This window comes from Paenibacillus sp. FSL H7-0326, from assembly GCF_001955535.1.
Taxonomy (GTDB): Bacteria; Bacillota; Bacilli; order Paenibacillales; family Paenibacillaceae; genus Paenibacillus; species Paenibacillus shunpengii.
Genome location: NZ_MPVN01000011.1, coordinates 14,773 through 34,353, shown reverse-complemented (window position 1 = coordinate 34,353; position 19,581 = coordinate 14,773). Strand labels below are relative to the sequence as shown.

18 protein-coding genes are annotated in these 19,581 nt (G+C 47.7%); all 18 read left to right on the top strand.

The features are described 5' to 3' along the window. Window positions 1–105 precede the first annotated feature (105 nt). The 18 genes from spoVT to nadC all read left to right on the top strand — a co-directional run bounded on the left by spoVT (window position 106) and on the right by nadC (window position 19,576). A complete protein-coding gene (gene spoVT / locus BK126_RS27435; protein ID WP_076315647.1) occupies window positions 106–648 on the top strand; it encodes a stage V sporulation protein T in 543 nt (180 codons plus the stop codon). A 139-nt stretch (window positions 649–787) separates the two neighbouring features. Continuing rightward, entirely contained in the window at window positions 788–2,443 is a 1,656-nt protein-coding gene (locus BK126_RS27430; protein ID WP_076315646.1) for a putative polysaccharide biosynthesis protein, read from the top strand. Window positions 2,444–2,527: 84 nt separating this feature from the next. After that, entirely contained in the window at window positions 2,528–4,027 is a 1,500-nt protein-coding gene (yabN, locus tag BK126_RS27425) for a bifunctional methyltransferase/pyrophosphohydrolase YabN (protein WP_076315645.1), read from the top strand. 297 nt (window positions 4,028–4,324) lie between these two features. Continuing rightward, a complete protein-coding gene (locus BK126_RS27420; RefSeq protein WP_047914152.1) occupies window positions 4,325–4,597 on the top strand; it encodes an HU family DNA-binding protein in 273 nt (90 codons plus the stop codon). Continuing rightward, a complete protein-coding gene (locus BK126_RS27415) occupies window positions 4,598–4,873 on the top strand; it encodes an RNA-binding S4 domain-containing protein (protein ID WP_076315644.1) in 276 nt (91 codons plus the stop codon). Window positions 4,874–5,001: 128 nt separating this feature from the next. Then, window positions 5,002–5,286, top strand: coding sequence for a sporulation protein YabP (gene yabP / locus BK126_RS27410; protein ID WP_076315643.1), 285 nt, complete (start codon window positions 5,002–5,004; stop codon window positions 5,284–5,286). Next, on the top strand, window positions 5,283–5,852 hold the full coding sequence (gene yabQ, locus BK126_RS27405) for a spore cortex biosynthesis protein YabQ (protein WP_076315642.1): 570 nt from the start codon (window positions 5,283–5,285) through the stop codon (window positions 5,850–5,852). Before yabP ends, yabQ begins: the two co-directional genes overlap by 4 nt. Before the next feature lie 33 nt (window positions 5,853–5,885). Beyond that, the gene (locus BK126_RS27400; RefSeq protein WP_076315641.1) at window positions 5,886–6,230 is read left to right on the top strand and encodes an FtsB family cell division protein; all 345 of its coding nucleotides are present in this window, start codon (window positions 5,886–5,888) and stop codon (window positions 6,228–6,230) included. 183 nt (window positions 6,231–6,413) lie between these two features. Then, window positions 6,414–6,944, top strand: a complete 531-nt coding sequence (locus BK126_RS27395) for a S1 domain-containing RNA-binding protein (RefSeq protein ID WP_076315640.1) — start codon at window positions 6,414–6,416, stop codon at window positions 6,942–6,944. Between the two features lie 365 nt (window positions 6,945–7,309). After that, the gene (spoIIE, locus tag BK126_RS27390) at window positions 7,310–9,814 is read left to right on the top strand and encodes a stage II sporulation protein E (protein WP_076315639.1); all 2,505 of its coding nucleotides are present in this window, start codon (window positions 7,310–7,312) and stop codon (window positions 9,812–9,814) included. A gap of 103 nt (window positions 9,815–9,917) precedes the next feature. Continuing rightward, on the top strand, window positions 9,918–10,664 hold the full coding sequence (locus tag BK126_RS27385; protein ID WP_076315638.1) for a vWA domain-containing protein: 747 nt from the start codon (window positions 9,918–9,920) through the stop codon (window positions 10,662–10,664). Then, the gene (locus BK126_RS27380) at window positions 10,648–11,580 is read left to right on the top strand and encodes a serine/threonine protein kinase (RefSeq protein WP_305954061.1); all 933 of its coding nucleotides are present in this window, start codon (window positions 10,648–10,650) and stop codon (window positions 11,578–11,580) included. The genes BK126_RS27385 and BK126_RS27380 overlap by 17 nt, the downstream gene beginning before the upstream one ends. A 50-nt stretch (window positions 11,581–11,630) precedes the next feature. After that, window positions 11,631–13,055 carry a tRNA lysidine(34) synthetase TilS gene (gene tilS / locus BK126_RS27375; RefSeq protein ID WP_076315636.1) on the top strand — a complete coding sequence of 475 codons (1,425 nt, stop codon included), beginning with the start codon at window positions 11,631–11,633 and terminating at the stop codon, window positions 13,053–13,055. 65 nt (window positions 13,056–13,120) lie between these two features. Further along, window positions 13,121–13,660: a hypoxanthine phosphoribosyltransferase gene (hpt, locus tag BK126_RS27370; protein WP_076315635.1), complete on the top strand. Its 540-nt coding sequence runs from the start codon at window positions 13,121–13,123 to the stop codon at window positions 13,658–13,660. 98 nt (window positions 13,661–13,758) lie between these two features. After that, window positions 13,759–15,813, top strand: coding sequence for an ATP-dependent zinc metalloprotease FtsH (gene ftsH, locus BK126_RS27365; RefSeq protein ID WP_076315634.1), 2,055 nt, complete (start codon window positions 13,759–13,761; stop codon window positions 15,811–15,813). A 301-nt stretch (window positions 15,814–16,114) separates the two neighbouring features. Then, a complete protein-coding gene (gene nadA, locus BK126_RS27360; protein WP_076315633.1) occupies window positions 16,115–17,053 on the top strand; it encodes a quinolinate synthase NadA in 939 nt (312 codons plus the stop codon). Window positions 17,054–17,106: 53 nt separating this feature from the next. After that, entirely contained in the window at window positions 17,107–18,720 is a 1,614-nt protein-coding gene (gene nadB / locus BK126_RS27355) for an L-aspartate oxidase (protein ID WP_076315632.1), read from the top strand. Continuing rightward, window positions 18,713–19,576 (top strand): carboxylating nicotinate-nucleotide diphosphorylase, encoded by an 864-nt coding sequence (nadC, locus tag BK126_RS27350; protein ID WP_076315631.1) that lies wholly within the window; start codon window positions 18,713–18,715, stop codon window positions 19,574–19,576. Before nadB ends, nadC begins: the two co-directional genes overlap by 8 nt. The last annotated feature ends 5 nt before the right edge of the window (window positions 19,577–19,581 follow it).

Genomic DNA, 19,581 nt, shown 5'->3' with positions numbered 1-19,581 from the left:
TCTTTAGTTCACTCTATATAGAAATCACACTTAACTACCCTGGCCCTCCTCATAAAAAGGAACAGTAGTTGAAAAATCTTCTCGAGAAAGTGGGGCAACATGTAAATGAAAGCTACTGGTATCGTCCGCCGTATTGATGATCTTGGTCGTGTGGTTATTCCGAAAGAGATTCGCCGTACTTTGCGAATTCGTGAGGGAGACCCGCTAGAGATTTTTGTGGACCGTGACGGCGAGGTCATTCTGAAGAAGTACTCTCCTATTGGAGAACTTGGCGATTTTGCGAAGGAGTATGCAGAATCACTGTATGAAAGTACCGGCCATGTAACGTTAATCTCAGACCGGGATACGATTATTACTGTGGCAGGCGGATCCAAGAAGGAATATTTGGATAAGCAGATTGGTCATATGGTAGAAACGTCTATGGATAACCGCAAGACATTGCTTGAGAACAGTAACGGATCTTATGAATTAGCTAAAGATCATATCGAACCTTTGTCATCCTATGTTGTGGCACCGATCATATCGGGAGGAGACCCGATTGGTGCAGTCATTATGTACAGCAAGGACGAATCCATTAAAATGTCTCAGCTCGAGACCAAAATGGCTGAAACCGCTGCCGCATTCCTTGGAAAACAAATGGAGCAGTAGCGTGCAGAAAAACTCCCGCCTTCTTATAGGCAGGAGTTTTTTGCTTTATTTGAAGCTTGTTTTGGGATTTATGCAAAATGCTCGTATAATAGAGATCATGTACTTCACCTTCATTTTATAACAAAGCAGGTATACATAGATGAACTCATCCAATTCGAGCAAGAAGCTGCTTCAAGGTGCATTTATTCTGAGCAGTGCTGCTATTTTATCCAAATTGATTGGAACACTGCAGAAGATCCCGCTGCAAAATATTGCCGGAGACAGCGTATTCGGTATATACAATACAGTCTATCCTTTTTATATTATGCTTGTTACACTCGCAACCGCCGGCTTCCCTATTGCTGTATCTAAGCTAGTCGCAGAGGCCGAAGCAAGAGGTGATGAAGAAGAGGGACGGAGAGTACTGAAGGCGACGACCATTCTGCTTGCCATCGTTGGAGGATGTCTCTGCGTCCTTACGTATTGGAGCGCACCGCTGATTGGTGGTCTAATCGATAACAGCGAGGTCATTGCATCGGTACAGGCAGCCTCTCTCTCCTTGTTATTCGTGCCGGTGATGGCAGGGCTGAGGGGGTACTTCCAGGGTCTCCAGAACATGGTGCCCACCGCGGTGTCTCAGGTTACCGAGCAGACGATACGTGTGACCGTCATGTTAATTGTGCTATTTCTGCTCATGGGATATGGTGCCGGTGCAGAGGATATTGCCGCAGGTGCTATGCTGGGATCGGCAGCAGGCGGGGCGGCAGGTCTTGTCGTCATGTGGATATTCTGGCTGAAACGATCCCGGTCAAAGGGATTTCCACAAATGGAGAACCGTTCTGGAGTAAAGGCGCAGCCTTTGGTCCGGGAGAATAAATCTACAAGAGCGCTGCTCCGGACGGTACTGAAATATGCGATTCCGGTTGCTCTCGGCTCGGTTGCTGTCCCTCTCATTAATATGGTCGATACATTTACCGTCCCTCGTCTGCTAAAGCAAGAAGGACTGAGCGATCTGGAAGCCATGGGGACATTCGGCATCTATAATCGGGGATTGCCGCTTGTCCAGCTTGTCACCATGCTGGCAACGTCTCTATCGGTACTATTTGTTCCCGCTCTGGCAGAAGCCAGAATCAGACAGGATCAAGCGGGAATTCAAAGACACGGCAGCCTGGCCTTGAAGTGGTTTTGGCTGATCGGACTTGCCGCTTCGGTTGGTATTATGGTGCTGGCAGACCCGATTAACCGCATGCTGTATATGAACGCAGAAGGGACAATGACGCTTCGTATACTCGCGTTATCTGCTGCAGGGAGCACCGTCAGCGTCATCGCTGCTGCCTTACTGCAGGGGCTCGGCAGCGCCAAAGCGCCTGCGCTCATCATGCTGGCAGCAGCAGCGATCAAGACGCTGCTGAACCTCGTGCTCGTGCCGCCGCTCGGAATCAGCGGAGCGGCTATCTCGTCGGCGGCAGCCTTTGCTGCAGCTGCCGCCATGAACGCGCTGCTGCTGGCAAGGCTCCTGCAGCTGCGTGTCTCCCCCAGCGCCGCCTTACTCAAGCCGGCGCTGGTTACCGCCGCGATGGCAGCCTTCGCGGCGATCGTCTCCGCAGGCGCTGCTGTGCTGTGCACAAGCGCCGCCGGGCTTAGCGCGGATGGGAGAATCACCGCGCTCGTCCAGAGCCTGCTGGGTGTCACAGCAGGCGTGCTTGTCTTCGTGCTGGGAGCCATCCGCACGAAGCTGATTACGGCAGCAGAGATTGCCGTGCTGCCGAAGGGAGCGAAGCTCATACAGCTGCTGCAGAAGCTGAAGCTGCTGTGAGCCGCCTGCATGCTGATGACTGCATGCAGGCTGTCGGGCTGTGTTATAGTAAATACGACTTAAACTATTTTGGAGGTAATGCTTATGAGCGGAGCGATCACGGTTGTTGGTCTCGGTTCGGGAGGAGAAGACCAGCTGACGCTTGGAATACTGAAGAGGTTGAAGCAAGCGCCGCATATCTATGCACGGACACTCGATCATCCGGTGTTTAATGATCTGTCAGATCTACAATTAACGATTACTTCTTTCGATAATATATATGAAGCCAAGAGTTCTTTCCCCGAGGTCTATGACGCGATTACGGAGGAGCTGATCCATCTGGCTGCCGGAGCGGCCGCAGGGGAAGAGATCGTGTACGCTGTACCCGGGCACCCCATGGTAGCGGAAGCTACGGTCCGCCTCCTGAAGGAACGTTGTCCAGAGCGGGGAATAGAGCTGACTGTGCTTGGCGGAGAGAGCTTCCTGGATGAAGCCTTCACAAGGCTCGGCTTTGATCCAATTGAAGGCTTTCAGCTGCTGGATGCCGGTGTCATTGACGCAAGCCTGTTTCATCCCCAGCTTCATACGGTGATAGGACAGGTATATGATATGTTTACCGCTTCCGATGTGAAGCTGAGCCTGATGGAGGTCTATCCTGACGATACTCTTGTCTATGCCTGCCATGCGCTCGGAGTAGAAGGTCAGGAGCAAATTCATGAAGTTCCGCTATATGAGCTGGATCGGGTAGAGGGATATGGCAATCTGTCCTTGATTTATGTACCAAGAAGAGACGACGAGCAGCTGCGCAGACGTACCTTCAGCCGTTTGCATGAGATTGTGGCCATTCTCCGCAGTCCGGAGGGCTGCCCATGGGACCGTGAGCAGACGCATACTTCGATCCGTAAGAATCTGATTGAGGAAACCTATGAAGTGCTGGAAACCATCGATGATGATGACCCAGAGCACATGAAGGAGGAGCTTGGAGATTTGCTGCTGCAAATCATGCTTCACTCCCAAATGGAGGAGGAGCTGGGCTCATTCAACGTATATGACGTGATTGAAACGCTGAATGATAAGCTGATCTTCCGTCATCCGCATGTCTTTGGCGATAATCAAGCAGAGGATGCAGACGAGGCGCTCGCGAACTGGGAAGCGATGAAGCTGCAGGAGAAGAAGCGCAAAGGACAAGAGAACGAGGATACATCGGCCCTGGCGGGGATTCCAAGAGATCTGCCTGCATTGATGAAATCGTACAAGCTTCAGAAGAAAGCGGCCAAAGTCGGGTTTGACTGGGACGATGTGAGCGGCGTCATCGCTAAAGTCGAGGAGGAACTGGCTGAGCTGAAGGAATCGATTGCCGAGGGGCAGTCTCCACAGGAGCAAATGCTGGAGCTCGGTGACATTTTGTTTGCATCTGTCAATATTGCAAGGTTCATTGATGCGGATCCGGAAGAGGCGCTGTCTGCCGTAAACCGCAAGTTTAGCCGCAGATTCCGCTACATTGAGGAGCGGCTGGCCGAGCAGGGACGAACGGTTCATGACAGCAGCTTGGACGAGATGGAAGGTTACTGGCAGGAAGCAAAGCAAGTGCTGAAGGATTACTGATGGAACCTGTTCTTTAGCTCCAAGGTATTGCTGAGAAATGGATTCAGGAATGAAGGAAATGGAATAGCATTCCTATTCACAAGAGGCGGCCTTGTTTGACAATGGCCCCTAAAATATCGTATTCTTGATCAAACCATGGGACAAATACCGGGCTTGTCACAAAAAAAGATCCATTACAGAAGGATTTATCCGGTATAAGCAAGAATAGACAAGTAGTAAAGTTACGTGACAGGATAGCGTTAGTGCGCTAAGGCTTTAGTTGCGTATCATTTTCTTTAATTTGGGAGGCTTTTAAACATGAACAAAACAGATCTGATCAACAACATCTCTGAAAAGAGCGGATTAACTAAAAAAGACGTAGAGTCTGTACTTAACAATTTCCTGGGTGAAATTACAGATGCACTTGCAAGCGGCGATAAAGTTCAATTGATCGGTTTCGGTACTTTCGAAACTCGCAAGCGTTCCGGACGTACGGGACGCAACCCGCAAACAGGAACAGCGATTGAGATCCCTGCTTCTAACGTTCCAGCATTTAAAGCGGGCAATAAACTTAAAGAAGCCGTAAAGTAAATGCGTGTTGATAAATTTCTTAAAGTGTCCAGGCTGATTAAGCGCCGTACCGTGGCAAAGGATGTCTCTGAGCAGGGGAGAGTGCTGATTAATGGACGCGAGGCGAAGCCTAGCACAAGTGTTAAGGTGGGTGACGAGATTACGGTCCAATTCGGGCAGAAGCTCGTTACGGTTCGCGTCGAACGATTAGCTGAGAGTACACGTAAGGAAGAGGCATCCAGCTTGTTCTCTGTGGTGAAGGAAGAAGCCATCGCCAAGGATAATGGACTTTTTTAAATGCCGTCAACATCATGGAAGAGCACTCTATCCCTCGGTCGGATAGAGTGCTTTTTTTCTATTCCTGGGATGTTCTAATCTCTGTATCTTGCCCATAAGCTAGGTGTAAGAAGGGAGGGGTACATGCCATGATGGAACAAACGAAGCTGAAACAGCACAGCATGTCGATACAGAATCGGAAGCTGCTCGATATTACGGGTGTCATGAATGTAGAGAGCTTTGACAGTGAGGAATTTCTGCTCAAGACAGAGCTCGGTCATCTGACCATTCGGGGCAACAATTTACATATTAAGAACCTCAGCTTGGAGGAAGGATTGCTCTCAATTGAAGGTTACGTCAGCTCCCTTGTATATCTTGATCCCGGTTCTAATGCTAAATCTGGTAAGGGGCTTCTTGGCAAGCTGTTTCGATGAATCCAGAGCTTCAGTGGCTTACGCTGGGATGGATGCTCCTCTCCGGAGGGATTATGGGAATTGTGTATGACAGTTACCGGGTGCTGTCAGGCCAGTTAAGATTTCCGCGGTGGAGCATTCATATCCTTGATTTGATGTACTGGCTGATCGCAGCCTTATTTATATTTCGAACACTCTATTCGGTTAACCATGGAGACTTGAGGTTTTATGTCTTTTTAGGTCTGTTCATAGGGGTTTGGATCTATTTTTTGGTTTTAAGTGTTACGATACAAAAATTTGTGGTAATGTTAATTGGAATTGTAAAACGTTTGGCATATGTGGTTTACCGGATATTCAATGTACTGATTGTTCTTCCGATCAAAGGGATGATAAGAATCCTGCACATTTTATTCGGATTTATTATGGCAGCTCTTATTTTTATCATCAAGATGCTGTATCAGTTGGTCAGACCGATATTGAAGCTGCTCTATTGGCCGCTTCGGCCACTGTTCAGCAGATGGAAGACACCGATGTGGCTGCAACGCATATGGGTTCGGATTAAAGAGTGGTGGACCTACTGGTTCTAGACCACCCTGATTATGATGAAGGAGGTTCCACGGATGAGTAAACCGTCTGGACGTCATGCTCGAAGTACAACTCAAGGAAATACACAAAAATCAAAAACGACGGGGGCACGCAGGCGAATCATGCTGTGGCTTACCTTTATGATTTGCTTTACAGGGTGGGCAGGGTACACTTTCTATAGTCAGTCTGTTCAAATGGCGGACAAGAGTGCCAAGCTTGAGCAGGCGACAAAGATCAATGCTGAGGCTGAGAAGGAGAAGACTGAACTGTCCAATGAAGTGGAGCGGCTGCAGGATCCAGAATATATCGGGCAGCTGGCACGGAAGAAATACGGAATGTTTCTGCCGGGCGAAACCCCCATTTATCCAGTAGACGAATAGGACAGGCAGGTACTTTGTAATTAGACAAAATTACTGGTATTTGATGCATATATAACCGTAAAATAGGCAATAAAGCAGGCGTCCGCTCAGTTGACCTTGCTTTGTGGCATAAGGTATAATTGACATACCGCAACAGATTCAAAAATCGGGTTGTATAATTTTAAGGGAGGATCATTTTATTCTATGGCAATTGAAGTGGGCACCAAGTTAGAGGGCAAAGTGACAGGCATCACGCATTTTGGAGCATTTGTGGATCTGTCAGGAGGTGTCACGGGTCTCGTTCACATCTCGGAAATCGCCGATAATTACGTTAAGGATGTCAATGATCACCTGAAGATCAATGACGTTGTAACCGTTAAGGTCATTAACGTTGATAAAGACGGCAAAATTGGACTTTCCATTAAGCAGGCGGTAGATCGTCCTGCAGGTGAAGTACAACAACAGGCTCGTCCGCCAAGAGCACCAAGACCGGAACGCACGGGTGGAGACAGAGAACGATTTGGCGGCGGCGGCAGCGGTAGTGGCGGCGGCAGCTATAACAATCGTGAACGGGGAGGGCGTCCTTACAAACCTTCTTCCGGCAAGCCTTCGTTTGGCAAGCCTTCATTCGAGGATAAAATGTCACGCTTCCTGAAAGACAGCGAAGAGCGAATTTCATCGCTGAAGAAGAACACTGAAGGCAAACGTGGAGGCCGCGGCGCGAAACGTATGTAAGTTATCAACCTGATCTTACGCATAGATTGTAACGTATGGAAGAACCACAGACTTTTAGAGTCTGTGGTTTTTTTGTCGCTTGTAAAGAATCGTCCGACAGGTTTCAAGCGATTTCCAGTATTCTCTTTTCATATCGCTAGCAGATTTAGGCAGAAGGGTGTATGCAAAATAGGGTAACTTGATTCGAGTGGGAACCGACGAACCTAGATGGGCACTTCATTCGCCTGTGTTTCTCTGAACTTTCGCACACTCCCTGTTTTTGTCGGAAATTTCTTTTGGCACGGTCTGTGTTTCTGACAAACTTTCACAGAACAAGCTGACTATAATGGGTACCATCAAATCAAACGATTGGGGTGCCAAGTTAAATGGACAAGTGGAATGTAATACCTTTCCCTGGACTGAGAACAGGCAAAGGAGGCAAAGCCATTCGTAAAGAAGCGGGCATGAGAATCAAATCCTGGGTGGGATCGCTGAAGGCTGTACAGTTCATTGCGGAGAAGAAATGGATGATTCTGCTGACGGTAATGGGTTTTTTGCTCGGAAAGGCTATGATATTGGACGAGCTATCTCCTTTTGCCATAGCCTACTTCGCCGTCATTATGTTCCTGAGAAGAGATTTTTTGCTCCCGGTAGGGATCGCTATCTTGGCTGGAGGCTTTTTCGCTCCCTATCCCACACTGTTTACGATCGCCGCCGAGGTCAGCATTTTCTATCTGCTCTATCGAGGACTCTCGTCTTTTGGCAAAACAGAACTGTCTTACGCACCGGTGATGGTATTCACTTCAGCCTTTATGGTCAATTTGTTTACCGTCCTGATCGGACCCTCATTCACATGGTACGCGGTCCTAATGATGACCATCGATGCTGTACTCAGCTTCGTGCTCACTCTTGTGTTCATTCAGGCCATTCCCGTGTTCACCTATCGCAAGAAGAATGTAAACCTCCGCAGCGAGGAGATCCTGTGTCTTATTATTCTACTGGCATCTGTTATGACAGGGGCTGTCGGTTTCACGGTATATAATCTATCCGCAGAGAATGTATTGTCACGATATCTTATTCTTGTCTTTGCTCTAGTAGGGGGTGCACCACTTGGCGCATCGGTTGGGGTAATTACAGGACTGATCCTAAGTCTGGCCAATATGTCAGCGATCTATCAGATGAGCTTGCTTGCTTTCTCCGGTATGCTGGCGGGGATGCTGAAGGAAGGAAAGAAGATGGCTGTCTCTCTTGGGATGCTGCTTGGCTCCTCCATTCTAGCCATTTATCTGGGCGGAACAGGAGATGTGATCACATCAACCTATGAGAGCTGTGCCGCGATCTTGCTCTTTTTACTGACACCGAAGAGTATATTAAATGTCATATCAAAATACGTGCCTGGCACGCAGGATCATAGTCATAATCAGCATGAGTATGCGAAGCGGATTCGGGATCTGACAGCAGAGCGTGTAACAAGGTTCTCACAGGTGTTTAAGCAGCTGTCGAAGAGCTTTGATCAGATGTCGGAGGTGCCTGAGATCAAGCAGGGTCAACAGGACATGGAGCATTTCATGAATGCTGTGGCTGACGGGACTTGTGCTGCTTGCTTCAAGCAGTCTCAGTGCTGGGACGGCAAGTTCTATCAGACATACAAGTATATGACGGAGATGATGTCGGCCATCGAAGAGAATCCAGACTTTGAAGCCAAGGATATTCCTGCTTCCTGGACCAAATCCTGTGCCAAGACGGAGGCTGTATTAGACGTGATGAAGCGTCAGTACGGGCTATACCAAGATAATATGCAATGGAAGAGGCAAATATACGACAGTCGTGTACTGGTTGCCGAGCAGTTGTCCGGCGTGTCTCAGGTAATGGAGGACCTGGCACGTGAAATCCAGCGTGAAACGACGATTATGCATAAGCAGGAGGATCAGATTCGTTCCGCTTTGGAGCAGCTCGGTTTATCCATTCACAGCATCGACATCATTAACCTGGACGCAGGTCATGTCGAGATTGAGATCGTACATGCTTATACGAAAGGATTTGATGAATGCCGCAAAATTATTGCACCACTGCTGTCCGATATTCTAGATGAACACATTGCTGTAGTAGAGGAGGTCATGACTTTACCAAAACAGGGTCTGGCGACGGTTACCTTCGGTTCGGCAAAAACCTATGAAGTAACCACTGGCGTTGCTGGCGCAGCCAAGGGAGGAGGACTCTTGTCTGGTGACAGCTACAGTACAGTCGAGCTCGGGAATGGGACCTTTGCTGTTGCGTTAAGTGATGGTATGGGCAATGGTGAGCGGGCGAGAATGGAGAGCAGCACGGCTCTTAACATTTTGGAGCAGCTGCTTCAATCCGGAATGGATGCCAAGCTGGCCATTAAATCCGTTAATTCTATTCTGATGCTGCGGTCTCCGGAAGAGATTTATGCCACAGTGGATATGGCACTGATCGATCAATATTCTGCCCAGTCCACCTTTTTGAAGATTGGATCAACACCAAGCTTTATCAAGAGAGGAGATGAGGTGATCCCTGTGTCTGCAAGCAATCTGCCGATAGGAATTATTAAAGATATTGAGGTTGATCTTGTCAGTATCCAGTTGAATCCGGGGGATATCGTCATTATGATGACCGATGGCATCTATGATGCACCCGGCTATGCGGTGAATAAAGAAATGTGGATGAAGCGGATGATTCAGGAGCTGGATAGTGAAGATCCACAGGAAATTGCCGATATCCTTCTAGAAAGGGTGATTCGTTATCAGCAAAATAAAATTCATGATGACATGACGGTTGTAGTCGGCAAAGTAGATCACTTCAGACCTGAATGGGCAACACTGCGTATTCCAGGAATGGATCGAATGGAACGGCCGAGAACAGTCAGCTGATCAGGCTCTATTATATAGAAGAAAAGAAAATTTCCCCCGTTTGAATCAAATCCATACTGGAAATAATAGGAATGATCCAGTTGATTTGAAAGGGGAATGAAGGATGAAGCAGATTTTGCTGATTACAGATGGATGTTCGAATGTTGGATCAAGTCCGGTTCTTGCAGCGGCGCATGCCTTGGAGGAGGGCATTACCGTCAATGTGGTCGGTGTAGTGGATTATGGGACCATTGGAGAGCTGGGAAGTCAGGAGATCGATGAAATCGCGAAGGCAGGCGGGGGTATCAGCCGTATCGTCGGTACGCCTCATTTGGCCAAGACGATGCAGATGATGACACGCAAAACCGTGGTTCAGACGATTGAGATGGCGGTTAATAAAGAGCTGAAGCAAATTTTAGGCAAGGGGACATTAACGGAGCTACCACCGCATCAGCGCGCGGAGGTTGTGAAGGTAATGGACAACTTGAGTGAGACGACTCCCTTACAGGTCGCGCTCTTAATTGACGCAAGTGCGAGCATGAAGCCCAAGCTTCCTGCTGTTGAGGAAGGAATCCGGGATTTAATGCTGAGCCTTCAAGCGCGTGAAGGCATGAGTCAAATCTCTGTATTTCATTTTCCGGGAAAGCATGGGGGCGAGGATGCGGTCAATGATATCCCTTGGACAAACGATGTTCATGCCCTTCGCTCGATGTTTAACAGGCTCCAGATGAGGGGAGCAACCCCTACAGGACCCGCAATATTAAAGGTGATGGATTACTACCGTTATGGTACACTAAACGAACACGAGCTTATATCTTATGATCAAGGGACTAAAGAAGGGATGCTGGGTGACTATGCCGCTGGATCCTGATTTTTCTCCTGGAACGGTGGTAACCGGCAAATGGAAACAGGGCAAGTATGTTATCCTGAGAACGCTGGGTAAGGGAGCAAACGGGATCGTTTATTTGGTTCAGCGTGAACCGGGTGGAGGCCGGTATGCGTTGAAGATGGGCTTTAATGGAGTAGACTTGCAGTCAGAAATTAATGTCCTGACATCGCTCGAAAGTCGGTATTCGCAAGCTGGACATAAGTCCGCTTCCTATCTTAAGGAAGTCGATGATTATCGGATTAACGGTATCGATATTCCTTTCTACGTGATGAAGTATGTTCGAGGTGAACCTATTCACCATTTTATTCAGAAGCATGGCTCGGACTGGATTACGATCACGGGTCTTAGGCTGCTGAAGAAGCTGGCCGAGCTGCATCGCCTGGGCTATATATTCTGTGATCTAAAGCCGCAAAATGTACTCGTCACCCGGTATGGGGAAGTTGAGCTCATTGATTACGGCGGAGTAAGTCCTGTCGGGCGCAGTGCCAAGCAGTTTACAGAATGGTATGATAGAGGATACTGGAACGCGGGAAGCCGTGTGGCAGATCCTGAATATGATGTATTTTCCTTTGCACTCCTGCTCATTCATCTCTTGGAGGGAGATGAATTACAGCGGCTTGCCGGAGAAGGCCTCCCCCAATTAAGGGGAATGGGTCCATTGACTGCATTGATTCAGCGCAGTGAGAGGCTCTCTCCATACAAAGGCTGGCTCGCACAAGCGGTTCAAGGAAAATTTGAAAATGCGGAGGTCGCATTTCTACATTGGAAGAAGCATGTGTATGGACCGGTTAAACGGCAAAGAGAGTCCAGATCTGAGCCCGCTCCTAGATGGTTAATTCCATCGTTTGCATTATCTGCTCTAATCATGGCGGGAGCGATTATGTTCCTGTTCCGCTGATGGTTTAGAGGTACATAGGCTAACCTTGATTTATAGAAAGAAGGAGCAGCATGGAAGGACGCAACAAGCTGAGCAAGACGGCACTTCAGGTGCTAGAAACGGCAGAGTCTTTTGATTTATGGCAGCCGGGTTACCGGATCGTGGTCGCAGTATCCGGAGGAGCGGATTCTGTGGCTCTTTTACATATCCTGCACCAAATTTCGAAATACCACACACCGCTTACACTGATCTGTGCTCATGTTCATCATGGCTTTCGGGCTGAGTCTGACCAGGAAGCGGAGATCGTGAGGGAATTCGCCGAGTCTCTATTGATTCCGTTCGAGATGACAAGGGTAAATATACCGCAGTATGTCGAGGACAGCGGAAGGAATGCACAGGATGCTTCACGCGAGAAGCGGTATGCATTTCTTCATCAAATAGCTGTCAAGTATGATGCGGATAGTATCGCTTTGGCTCATCACGCCGATGATCAGGCGGAGACGGTCCTGCTTCATTTGCTGAGGGGGAGCGGTCCTTCGGGACTCACCGGAATAAAAATTAAACGTTTTGAAAAAAACGTGGAACTTATCCGCCCTTGCTTACGTATTAACAAGACGGACTTGGTTCATCATTGTGAACAATATGATTTGTCCTATGTTGTTGACAGCAGCAATATGAATACGAAGTACAGAAGAAATGCGATTAGACTGGATGTACTTCCTTTTTTGGGGCAATATAATGCTCAGTTTACAGAGTCACTGAATCGCTTGGCTGAGGTCATGAGTGTTGAAGATGATTATATGGATACTATCTCCCGGCAGACGTATTCCGAAATGGTTCGAAATTCAGAGGGCAGCCTGTCCTTTAAAGTGACTGATTTCAAGGAGCTACATGTCGCTTTACAACGGAGGTTGATTAAATTAATATTAAATTATCTGCCTTCGAACGATGATTTTGTTGATTTTTCGAGGATTGAAACCATTCGCAGAGGTGCGGTTCAACATGAGCCCACAACGTGGAGCCACGATATAGGCCAAGGAATTGTTTGCATTCGGGAATATGATCATATCATTTTTTCTACCCAGAGGTCTTCTGTATTAGAGCATTATAATTACCAGTTGGATTTCTTGGATGGAGACGCTCAATTGGATCTTACTGAGATTGGCACAAGACTTCATTTATCCTGTCTGGACAGTTGGTCCAGGCCGGTTTCTGCTAGTGAAGCGCTGTTTGATGCGAATACATTCATATGGCCGCTTACGATTCGTTCGCGATTGCCTGGAGATACCATGAAAGTGATGGGATTAAACGGAAGCAAAAAGGTTAAAGATATTTTTATAGATGCCAAAATTCCTCCGTCCCTGCGTTCTCGTATTCCCGTAATATGCGATGGTGCCGGAAACATCATCTGGATTCCGGGCGTACGTCGCTCGATTCATTTCCCGGTAAGTGAAGATTCTACGTCCATCATTCGAATGCTGGTGGAGGAACTTTAGTGGGCCCGAGTGACAGTAATGGTGCAGGTAAGACTTTCATAGTATAACTTAGGAGGTTCGCGACGTTGCAGAACGATATTCAAGAAGTATTGATTAGTGAAGAAGAGCTTCAGAACAAGATTAAGGAATTGGGAGAAATCCTGAGCAAGGAATATGCAGATCGCAATCCTTTAGTCATTTGTGTACTTAAAGGCGCGTTTATATTTATGGCTGATTTGGTGAAGAACATTACTGTTCCCGTTGAAATGGACTTTATGGCTGTTTCAAGCTATGGTGCTTCGACCAAGTCGTCAGGCGTTGTCAAAATCATTAAAGATCTTGACGCGAGCGTTGAGAACCGTGACGTTCTTATTGTGGAGGACATCATTGACAGCGGTCTTACACTTACCCATCTAATTGACCTTTTGCAGCGCAGAGGAGCTAAGTCAACGACAGTGGTAACCTTGTTTGACAAACCTTCAGGCCGGAAAGTCGATCTGGAGGCGGACTACACAGGCTTCGTTCTGCCTGATGCATTTGTAGTCGGATACGGTTTGGATTATGCAGAGAAATACCGGAACCTCCCCTACATCGGGATTTTGAAACCGGAAATTTACACTAGCTGATATCCCAGCCATTGAGTAAGGATAACGTTCCTCCCTTTGTTGAGAAGGGCAGAATGGCTATGTTAAAATAACTTAAGTGTCTTGAGAGGAGGTAGGGGATGAATCGGTTCATCCGGAATTCTGGCTTTTATTTAATTTTATTTTTAGTAGTGGTCGGTATCTACCAGGTAATTAATGGTGGAAATGAAGCGGCTGATACCCCTAAATACAATCAGTTTCGGCAGGAGTTATCCGCTAACAACGTAAAGAATCTGAGCCTCCAATTTGACGGTTACACATATCGTGTAACAGGTCAATATAATGAAGTAGCTGAAGGCAAACCAGAAAATTTCATTACGTATATCCCTTACACTGAGACTGCTGTACAGGAAATCGTTGAGGCCAGCGAGACCAATGGCTTTGAACTTGAGCAACAACCGATGAAGGGTGACAGCATTTGGCTGACACTGCTAACATCGTTTATACCTCTTATTTTAATGTTTGTTCTGTTCTTCTTCCTATTCAATCAGGCACAGGGCGGCGGCGGCAAAGTGATGAATTTTGGCAAGAGCCGTGCACGTCTGTATAACGAAGAGAAGAAGAAGGTTACTTTTGAGGATGTCGCAGGAGCTGATGAAGAGAAGCAAGAGCTTGTCGAAGTCGTGGAGTTCTTGAAGGATCCTCGTAAATTTGCGGCAGTTGGCGCAAGAATTCCAAAAGGGGTTCTGCTTAACGGACCTCCGGGAACAGGTAAGACGCTCCTTGCTCGTGCAGTTGCAGGAGAAGCAGGCGTACCGTTCTTCAGTATTTCGGGTTCTGACTTCGTCGAAATGTTCGTCGGTGTCGGTGCATCCCGTGTACGTGACTTGTTTGAGAATGCGAAAAAGAATGCTCCATGTATCATCTTTATTGACGAGATTGATGCGGTAGGACGTCAGCGCGGCGCCGGACTCGGCGGCGGTCATGACGAGCGTGAGCAAACGCTCAACCAGTTGCTCGTTGAAATGGACGGCTTCGGTGCAAATGAAGGTATTATCATTATTGCTGCGACGAACCGTCAAGACATTCTTGACCCAGCCCTTCTCCGCCCAGGACGTTTTGACCGTCAAATCACGGTAGACCGTCCGGACGTTAAAGGCCGTGAGGCAGTTCTGAAAGTACATGCGCGCAATAAACCACTTACGAAAGACGTTAAGATGGATGTTATTGCGAAGCGTACGACCGGGTTTACCGGTGCAGACCTGGAGAACCTGCTGAATGAAGCAGCACTTCTGGCTGCAAGACGTAATCGTAAAGACATCTCCATGCGTGAGATGGATGAAGCGATTGACCGTGTCATTGTCGGTACTGAGAAGAAGAGCCGTGTAGTCAGCGATCGCGAGAAGCGCATTGTCGCTTATCACGAAGCAGGGCATACGATTGTCGGATATTTCTTGGAGCATGCCGATATGGTTCATAAAGTAACGATTGTCCCACGTGGACGTGCAGGCGGATATGTTATCATGATGCCTAAAGAAGATCGTATGCTTGCAACGAAGCCGGAGCTGCTTGACCGTATTACTGGTTTGCTCGGCGGACGTGCTGCCGAAGAAATCTTTATCGGTGAAATCGGAACTGGTGCATACAGTGACTTCCAACAAGCGACAGGCATTGTACGCAGCATGGTTATGGAATATGGTATGAGTGAGAAGCTCGGACCGCTTCAATTTGGCAACTCTCAAGGACAAGTCTTCTTGGGACGCGATTTTGGACACGAGCCTAACTATAGTGATGCGATTGCCCATGAAATCGACCAAGAGATGAGACGCATGATCACTGAATGCTATGAGCAAGCTAAAGAATTGCTGAACAAGTATTCTAAGGAAGTGCATCTGATTGCTGAAACTCTTCTTGAGAGAGAAACGCTTGATCTTGAAGATATTAAGCAGTTGATAGAGAAAGGTGCCATTACTGACAAGGGTACTGACTCGTCTGGAGGTTCTTCCGAGAGCGGCGAGCCTGTCATCGATAATGTTGGTGATGTGCGTGTCCGTATTCAAGGTAAAGAGAACAACGGATCTCAGCCTGGTGATATTTCCAATGATGGTCCGAGTCAGACAGAGCCTGACACAACATCATCTAACCCAGAGTCTGGGGATGCAAATTCACCGGATCACAACAAACCAACGACGTAATGAATGAGTCATTAAAAGAGATTAAACCGGAGAACGCACGAGCGTTCTCCGGTTTTTTTGATTTAACATGGACAATGCTCCTTAATTTGCGACAATTTTGTGAATTGACACATGGAGGAACCTTCTGTAAATTAGGTGTAAACCTGAATCAGCTTCATGGACTCAGAAATTCAAGTGAGAATGAAATTGATCCACCGATGGTATTCGTATGTCGTACTTTGTGAATCGAATAACAAGCGATGGCATCACAAAGGTGAAAGCGGTTTTTATCTATTGCTTATATAAGGGAGAGGGTCTTCAAGTGGAAGCATTAGCATTAGAGCGTAAGGCAGAAATGAATCGTGAACTGAAGGAACGTATTAAGGTGTTAAAGAAAGAGCGCAATGCAATTATTTTGGCACATTATTATCAACGTGATGAGATTCAGGAGGTAGCTGACTTTCGGGGTGATTCATTCCTGCTTGCTCAGAAGGCAGCTCAGACCGATGCCGATGTTATTGTGTTCTGCGGTGTTCACTTCATGGGAGAGAGCGCGAAGATTCTGGCACCGGACAAGAAAGTCATTATTCCGGATGAAAGAGCCGGCTGTCCTATGGCAGACATGGTAAATGTGGATGGACTGCGCAAGCTAAAAGCACAGCATCCGAATGCAAAGGTGGTTACATATATAAACTCCTCGGCCGAGATCAAGGCAGAGACAGATATATGCTGTACTTCTTCCAATGCAGTTAAAGTCATTCAATCCTTGGATGCAGAAGAAATTATTTGGGTACCTGATAAAAATCTGGGCCATTATGTACAGCAGCATACAGACAAGAAGATGATCATCTGGGAAGGCTATTGCAATACTCATGATATGCTGACCGTAAAAGATGTCGTTGAAATGCGTGCCAAATATCCGAATGCAGAGTTTGTTGTTCATCCAGAATGCCGCCCAGAGGTCGTTGAGATGGGTGATTTTGTGGGAAGTACGACAGCTATTTTAGAATATTGCAGAGATTCGGCATGTAAAGAATTTATTGTAGGTACGGAGGACGGAACAGGATATCAGCTTCGAGTGGATAGTCCGGATAAGGAATTCCACTTTGCAACGAAGTTCTTGGTCTGCCCGAACATGAAGGTGAACAATCTCAAGAAGCTGGCCAAGGCACTTGAAACCATGAAGCCCGAAATTTATGTGCCGCAGGATGTGGCTGATCGTGCTCGTTTGTCCCTTGAGCGTATGTTGCAGGTGAAATAATTCACTATGTTTGAGCAGTCCACCTTTTATGAAGAGACGGGAGATAGCAGACGATGATTCCTTCTTACTTGGTTAATTTCGATTTGAAAGAACTGCCTCGAATCGAAACCGATATTCTGATTATTGGCTCAGGCATTGCCGGACTTTACACAGCAATTGAAGCGAGCAGAGATCATCGGGTTCTTATGATTACGAAGAAAACACTCCTTGAGAGCAACACAAGGTACGCGCAAGGAGGCATTGCAGCCGTGACGGCCGAGGATGACTCGCCCCTTTATCATATGCAGGATACATTAACAGCAGGGGCAGGATTGTGCCGCAGCGAAGCGGTGGAGGTACTGGTTAGTGAAGGACCGGACCGGGTTCAGGAGCTCATTCAGCTGGGGACGGCATTTGATATTGAGAACGGCGAGCTTGCACTAACACAGGAGGGGGCACACAGCCATCGCCGGATATTACATGCCAATGGGGATGCAACAGGCTATGAGATCGTAAGAGCCCTGGCTAAAGAAGCAGCAGATCATCCGTCCATTAACGTATGGGATGAGCATTTTGTAATCGATTTAATTACAGAAGCTGGTGAATGCATCGGTGCTCTTGTCCAGTCTGCGAATGGTCAGCGTACTTTTGTGCGAGCCGATGCCGTTGTTCTCTGTTCTGGTGGAGCAGGGCAGTTGTATCGTTATACAACGAACCCTGAGGTGGCTACGGCAGACGGTGTAGCTATGGCCTACCGGGCAGGAGCTGAGATTCGGGATATGGAGTTTATCCAGTTCCACCCGACATCATTATGTTATCCCGAGGCGCCTAGATTTCTGATCTCAGAGGCTGTACGAGGAGAAGGGGCCGTGCTGCGGAATATTCATGGGAATCGGTTCATGGAGCGGTATCACCCTCAGCTGGAGCTTGCACCGAGAGATGTGGTTGCTCGTGCCATCGTCAGTGAGATGGAGGACACTCATGCAACACATGTCTATCTGGATATTACACATGAGACGCCAGAGCTCATTAAGCGCCGTTTTCCAACGATCTATGAGACCTGTATGAGCTATGGTCTTGATATGACAGCGGACTGGATTCCTGTAGCCCCAGCGGCTCACTATATGATGGGCGGTGTAAAGACGGACCTGCACGGAGAGAGCAGCATCCCTCGACTCTTCGCATGTGGCGAGGTATCCTCAACTGGGGTGCATGGAGCTAATCGACTGGCAAGCAACTCCTTGTCTGAGGCGATCGTATTTGGCAAGCGTATTGTAGATAGAATTAGACAGCTGCCTGACACCAAGCACCATACTTCTATACTTCGCGTTCAGCGAGAGCTTACTGCTGGTGCTTCGGAATCTGTGCATGTACGAAGGCTGGCTCTGCAGAAGGTGATGGTTAGACAAGTAGGGCTGCGGCGAACGGAATCGGGACTGTTGAAGGGTAAAATTCTACTGGAGCAGGAACGCTCTATTTTTAATACCAAGCTTGATAAGCAGGAAGAATACGAATTCGCAAATTTGCTGACCTGTGCACTGCTGGTTACAGAAGGCGCATTATACCGAAAGGAAAGCCGTGGAGCCCATTATCGCGAGGATTATCCCGTAAGAAATGATCATCGCTGGCAGATGCATACGGTTCAGCAGCGGGATCGGGACATTGTGGAGGAAGTAAGTCATGCTTAATGGATATAATGAAGTATTGAAGGAATCAATTAAAGGGTGGCTGCAGGAGGATGTTGGTGCAGGTGACGTTACTTCCTTGACGACAATTCCGGAAGGACATAAGTCCAAAGCTGTCATTCACGCCAAGGATGAAGGTATCATTGCAGGAATTACAGTCGCTGAGCTTGTATTTCAAATTGTTGACCCAGAGCTCAAGTTTACGGCTTGTGTCCAGGATGGCGATGTGGTGACTAAGGGAACGATTCTCGCAGAAGTGGAAGGAAGCACACACCGTCTTCTGACGGGAGAACGGCTGGCTCTGAATTTGCTGCAAAGGATGTCCGGAATTGCGACAAGAACACGTAGCTATGTGGATGCTCTGGAAGGTCTTAACACAAGGCTTGTTGATACGAGGAAAACAACACCGGGACATCGTATGCTTGAGAAATATGCTGTCCGGGTCGGCGGCGGTCATAATCATCGGTTTGGACTTTACGATGCGGTTATGATCAAAGATAATCATATCAAAGGAGCAGGCGGGATTACCGAGGCTGTTCAGCGTGCCAGAGGTGCTATCCCTCATACCATGACGATTGAGGTCGAGGTCGAGTCGCTTGAACAACTGGATGAAGCCCTGGATGCTGGCGCTGACATCATTATGCTGGACAATATGGACCTCAATATGATGCGTGAGGCAACTCAGCGTATCCACAGCCGGTCACCTCATGTTAAAATAGAAGCTTCGGGCAATGTTTCGCTTGCTACAATTCGTAGTATTGCTGAGACGGGAGTGGATATTATTTCAGTCGGTAGACTAACCTACTCTTTTGAAAGCCTTGATATCAGTTTAGATCTGAATGAAAAGAAAGGAGGATAATCCTC

What these genes read in the sequence shown, in the direction of transcription:
- spoVT (WP_076315647.1), top strand. Translation starts at nt 106, where the DNA reads ATGAAAGCTACTGGTATCGTCCGCCGTATTGATGATCTTGGTCGTGTG.
- BK126_RS27430 (WP_076315646.1), top strand. Translation starts at nt 788, where the DNA reads ATGAACTCATCCAATTCGAGCAAGAAGCTGCTTCAAGGTGCATTTATT.
- yabN (WP_076315645.1), top strand. Translation starts at nt 2,528, where the DNA reads ATGAGCGGAGCGATCACGGTTGTTGGTCTCGGTTCGGGAGGAGAAGAC.
- BK126_RS27420 (WP_047914152.1), top strand. Translation starts at nt 4,325, where the DNA reads ATGAACAAAACAGATCTGATCAACAACATCTCTGAAAAGAGCGGATTA.
- BK126_RS27415 (WP_076315644.1), top strand. Translation starts at nt 4,598, where the DNA reads ATGCGTGTTGATAAATTTCTTAAAGTGTCCAGGCTGATTAAGCGCCGT.
- yabP (WP_076315643.1), top strand. Translation starts at nt 5,002, where the DNA reads ATGATGGAACAAACGAAGCTGAAACAGCACAGCATGTCGATACAGAAT.
- yabQ (WP_076315642.1), top strand. Translation starts at nt 5,283, where the DNA reads ATGAATCCAGAGCTTCAGTGGCTTACGCTGGGATGGATGCTCCTCTCC.
- BK126_RS27400 (WP_076315641.1), top strand. Translation starts at nt 5,886, where the DNA reads ATGAGTAAACCGTCTGGACGTCATGCTCGAAGTACAACTCAAGGAAAT.
- BK126_RS27395 (WP_076315640.1), top strand. Translation starts at nt 6,414, where the DNA reads ATGGCAATTGAAGTGGGCACCAAGTTAGAGGGCAAAGTGACAGGCATC.
- spoIIE (WP_076315639.1), top strand. Translation starts at nt 7,310, where the DNA reads ATGGACAAGTGGAATGTAATACCTTTCCCTGGACTGAGAACAGGCAAA.
- BK126_RS27385 (WP_076315638.1), top strand. Translation starts at nt 9,918, where the DNA reads ATGAAGCAGATTTTGCTGATTACAGATGGATGTTCGAATGTTGGATCA.
- BK126_RS27380 (WP_305954061.1), top strand. Translation starts at nt 10,648, where the DNA reads ATGCCGCTGGATCCTGATTTTTCTCCTGGAACGGTGGTAACCGGCAAA.
- tilS (WP_076315636.1), top strand. Translation starts at nt 11,631, where the DNA reads ATGGAAGGACGCAACAAGCTGAGCAAGACGGCACTTCAGGTGCTAGAA.
- ftsH (WP_076315634.1), top strand. Translation starts at nt 13,759, where the DNA reads ATGAATCGGTTCATCCGGAATTCTGGCTTTTATTTAATTTTATTTTTA.
- nadB (WP_076315632.1), top strand. Translation starts at nt 17,107, where the DNA reads ATGATTCCTTCTTACTTGGTTAATTTCGATTTGAAAGAACTGCCTCGA.
- nadC (WP_076315631.1), top strand. Translation starts at nt 18,713, where the DNA reads ATGCTTAATGGATATAATGAAGTATTGAAGGAATCAATTAAAGGGTGG.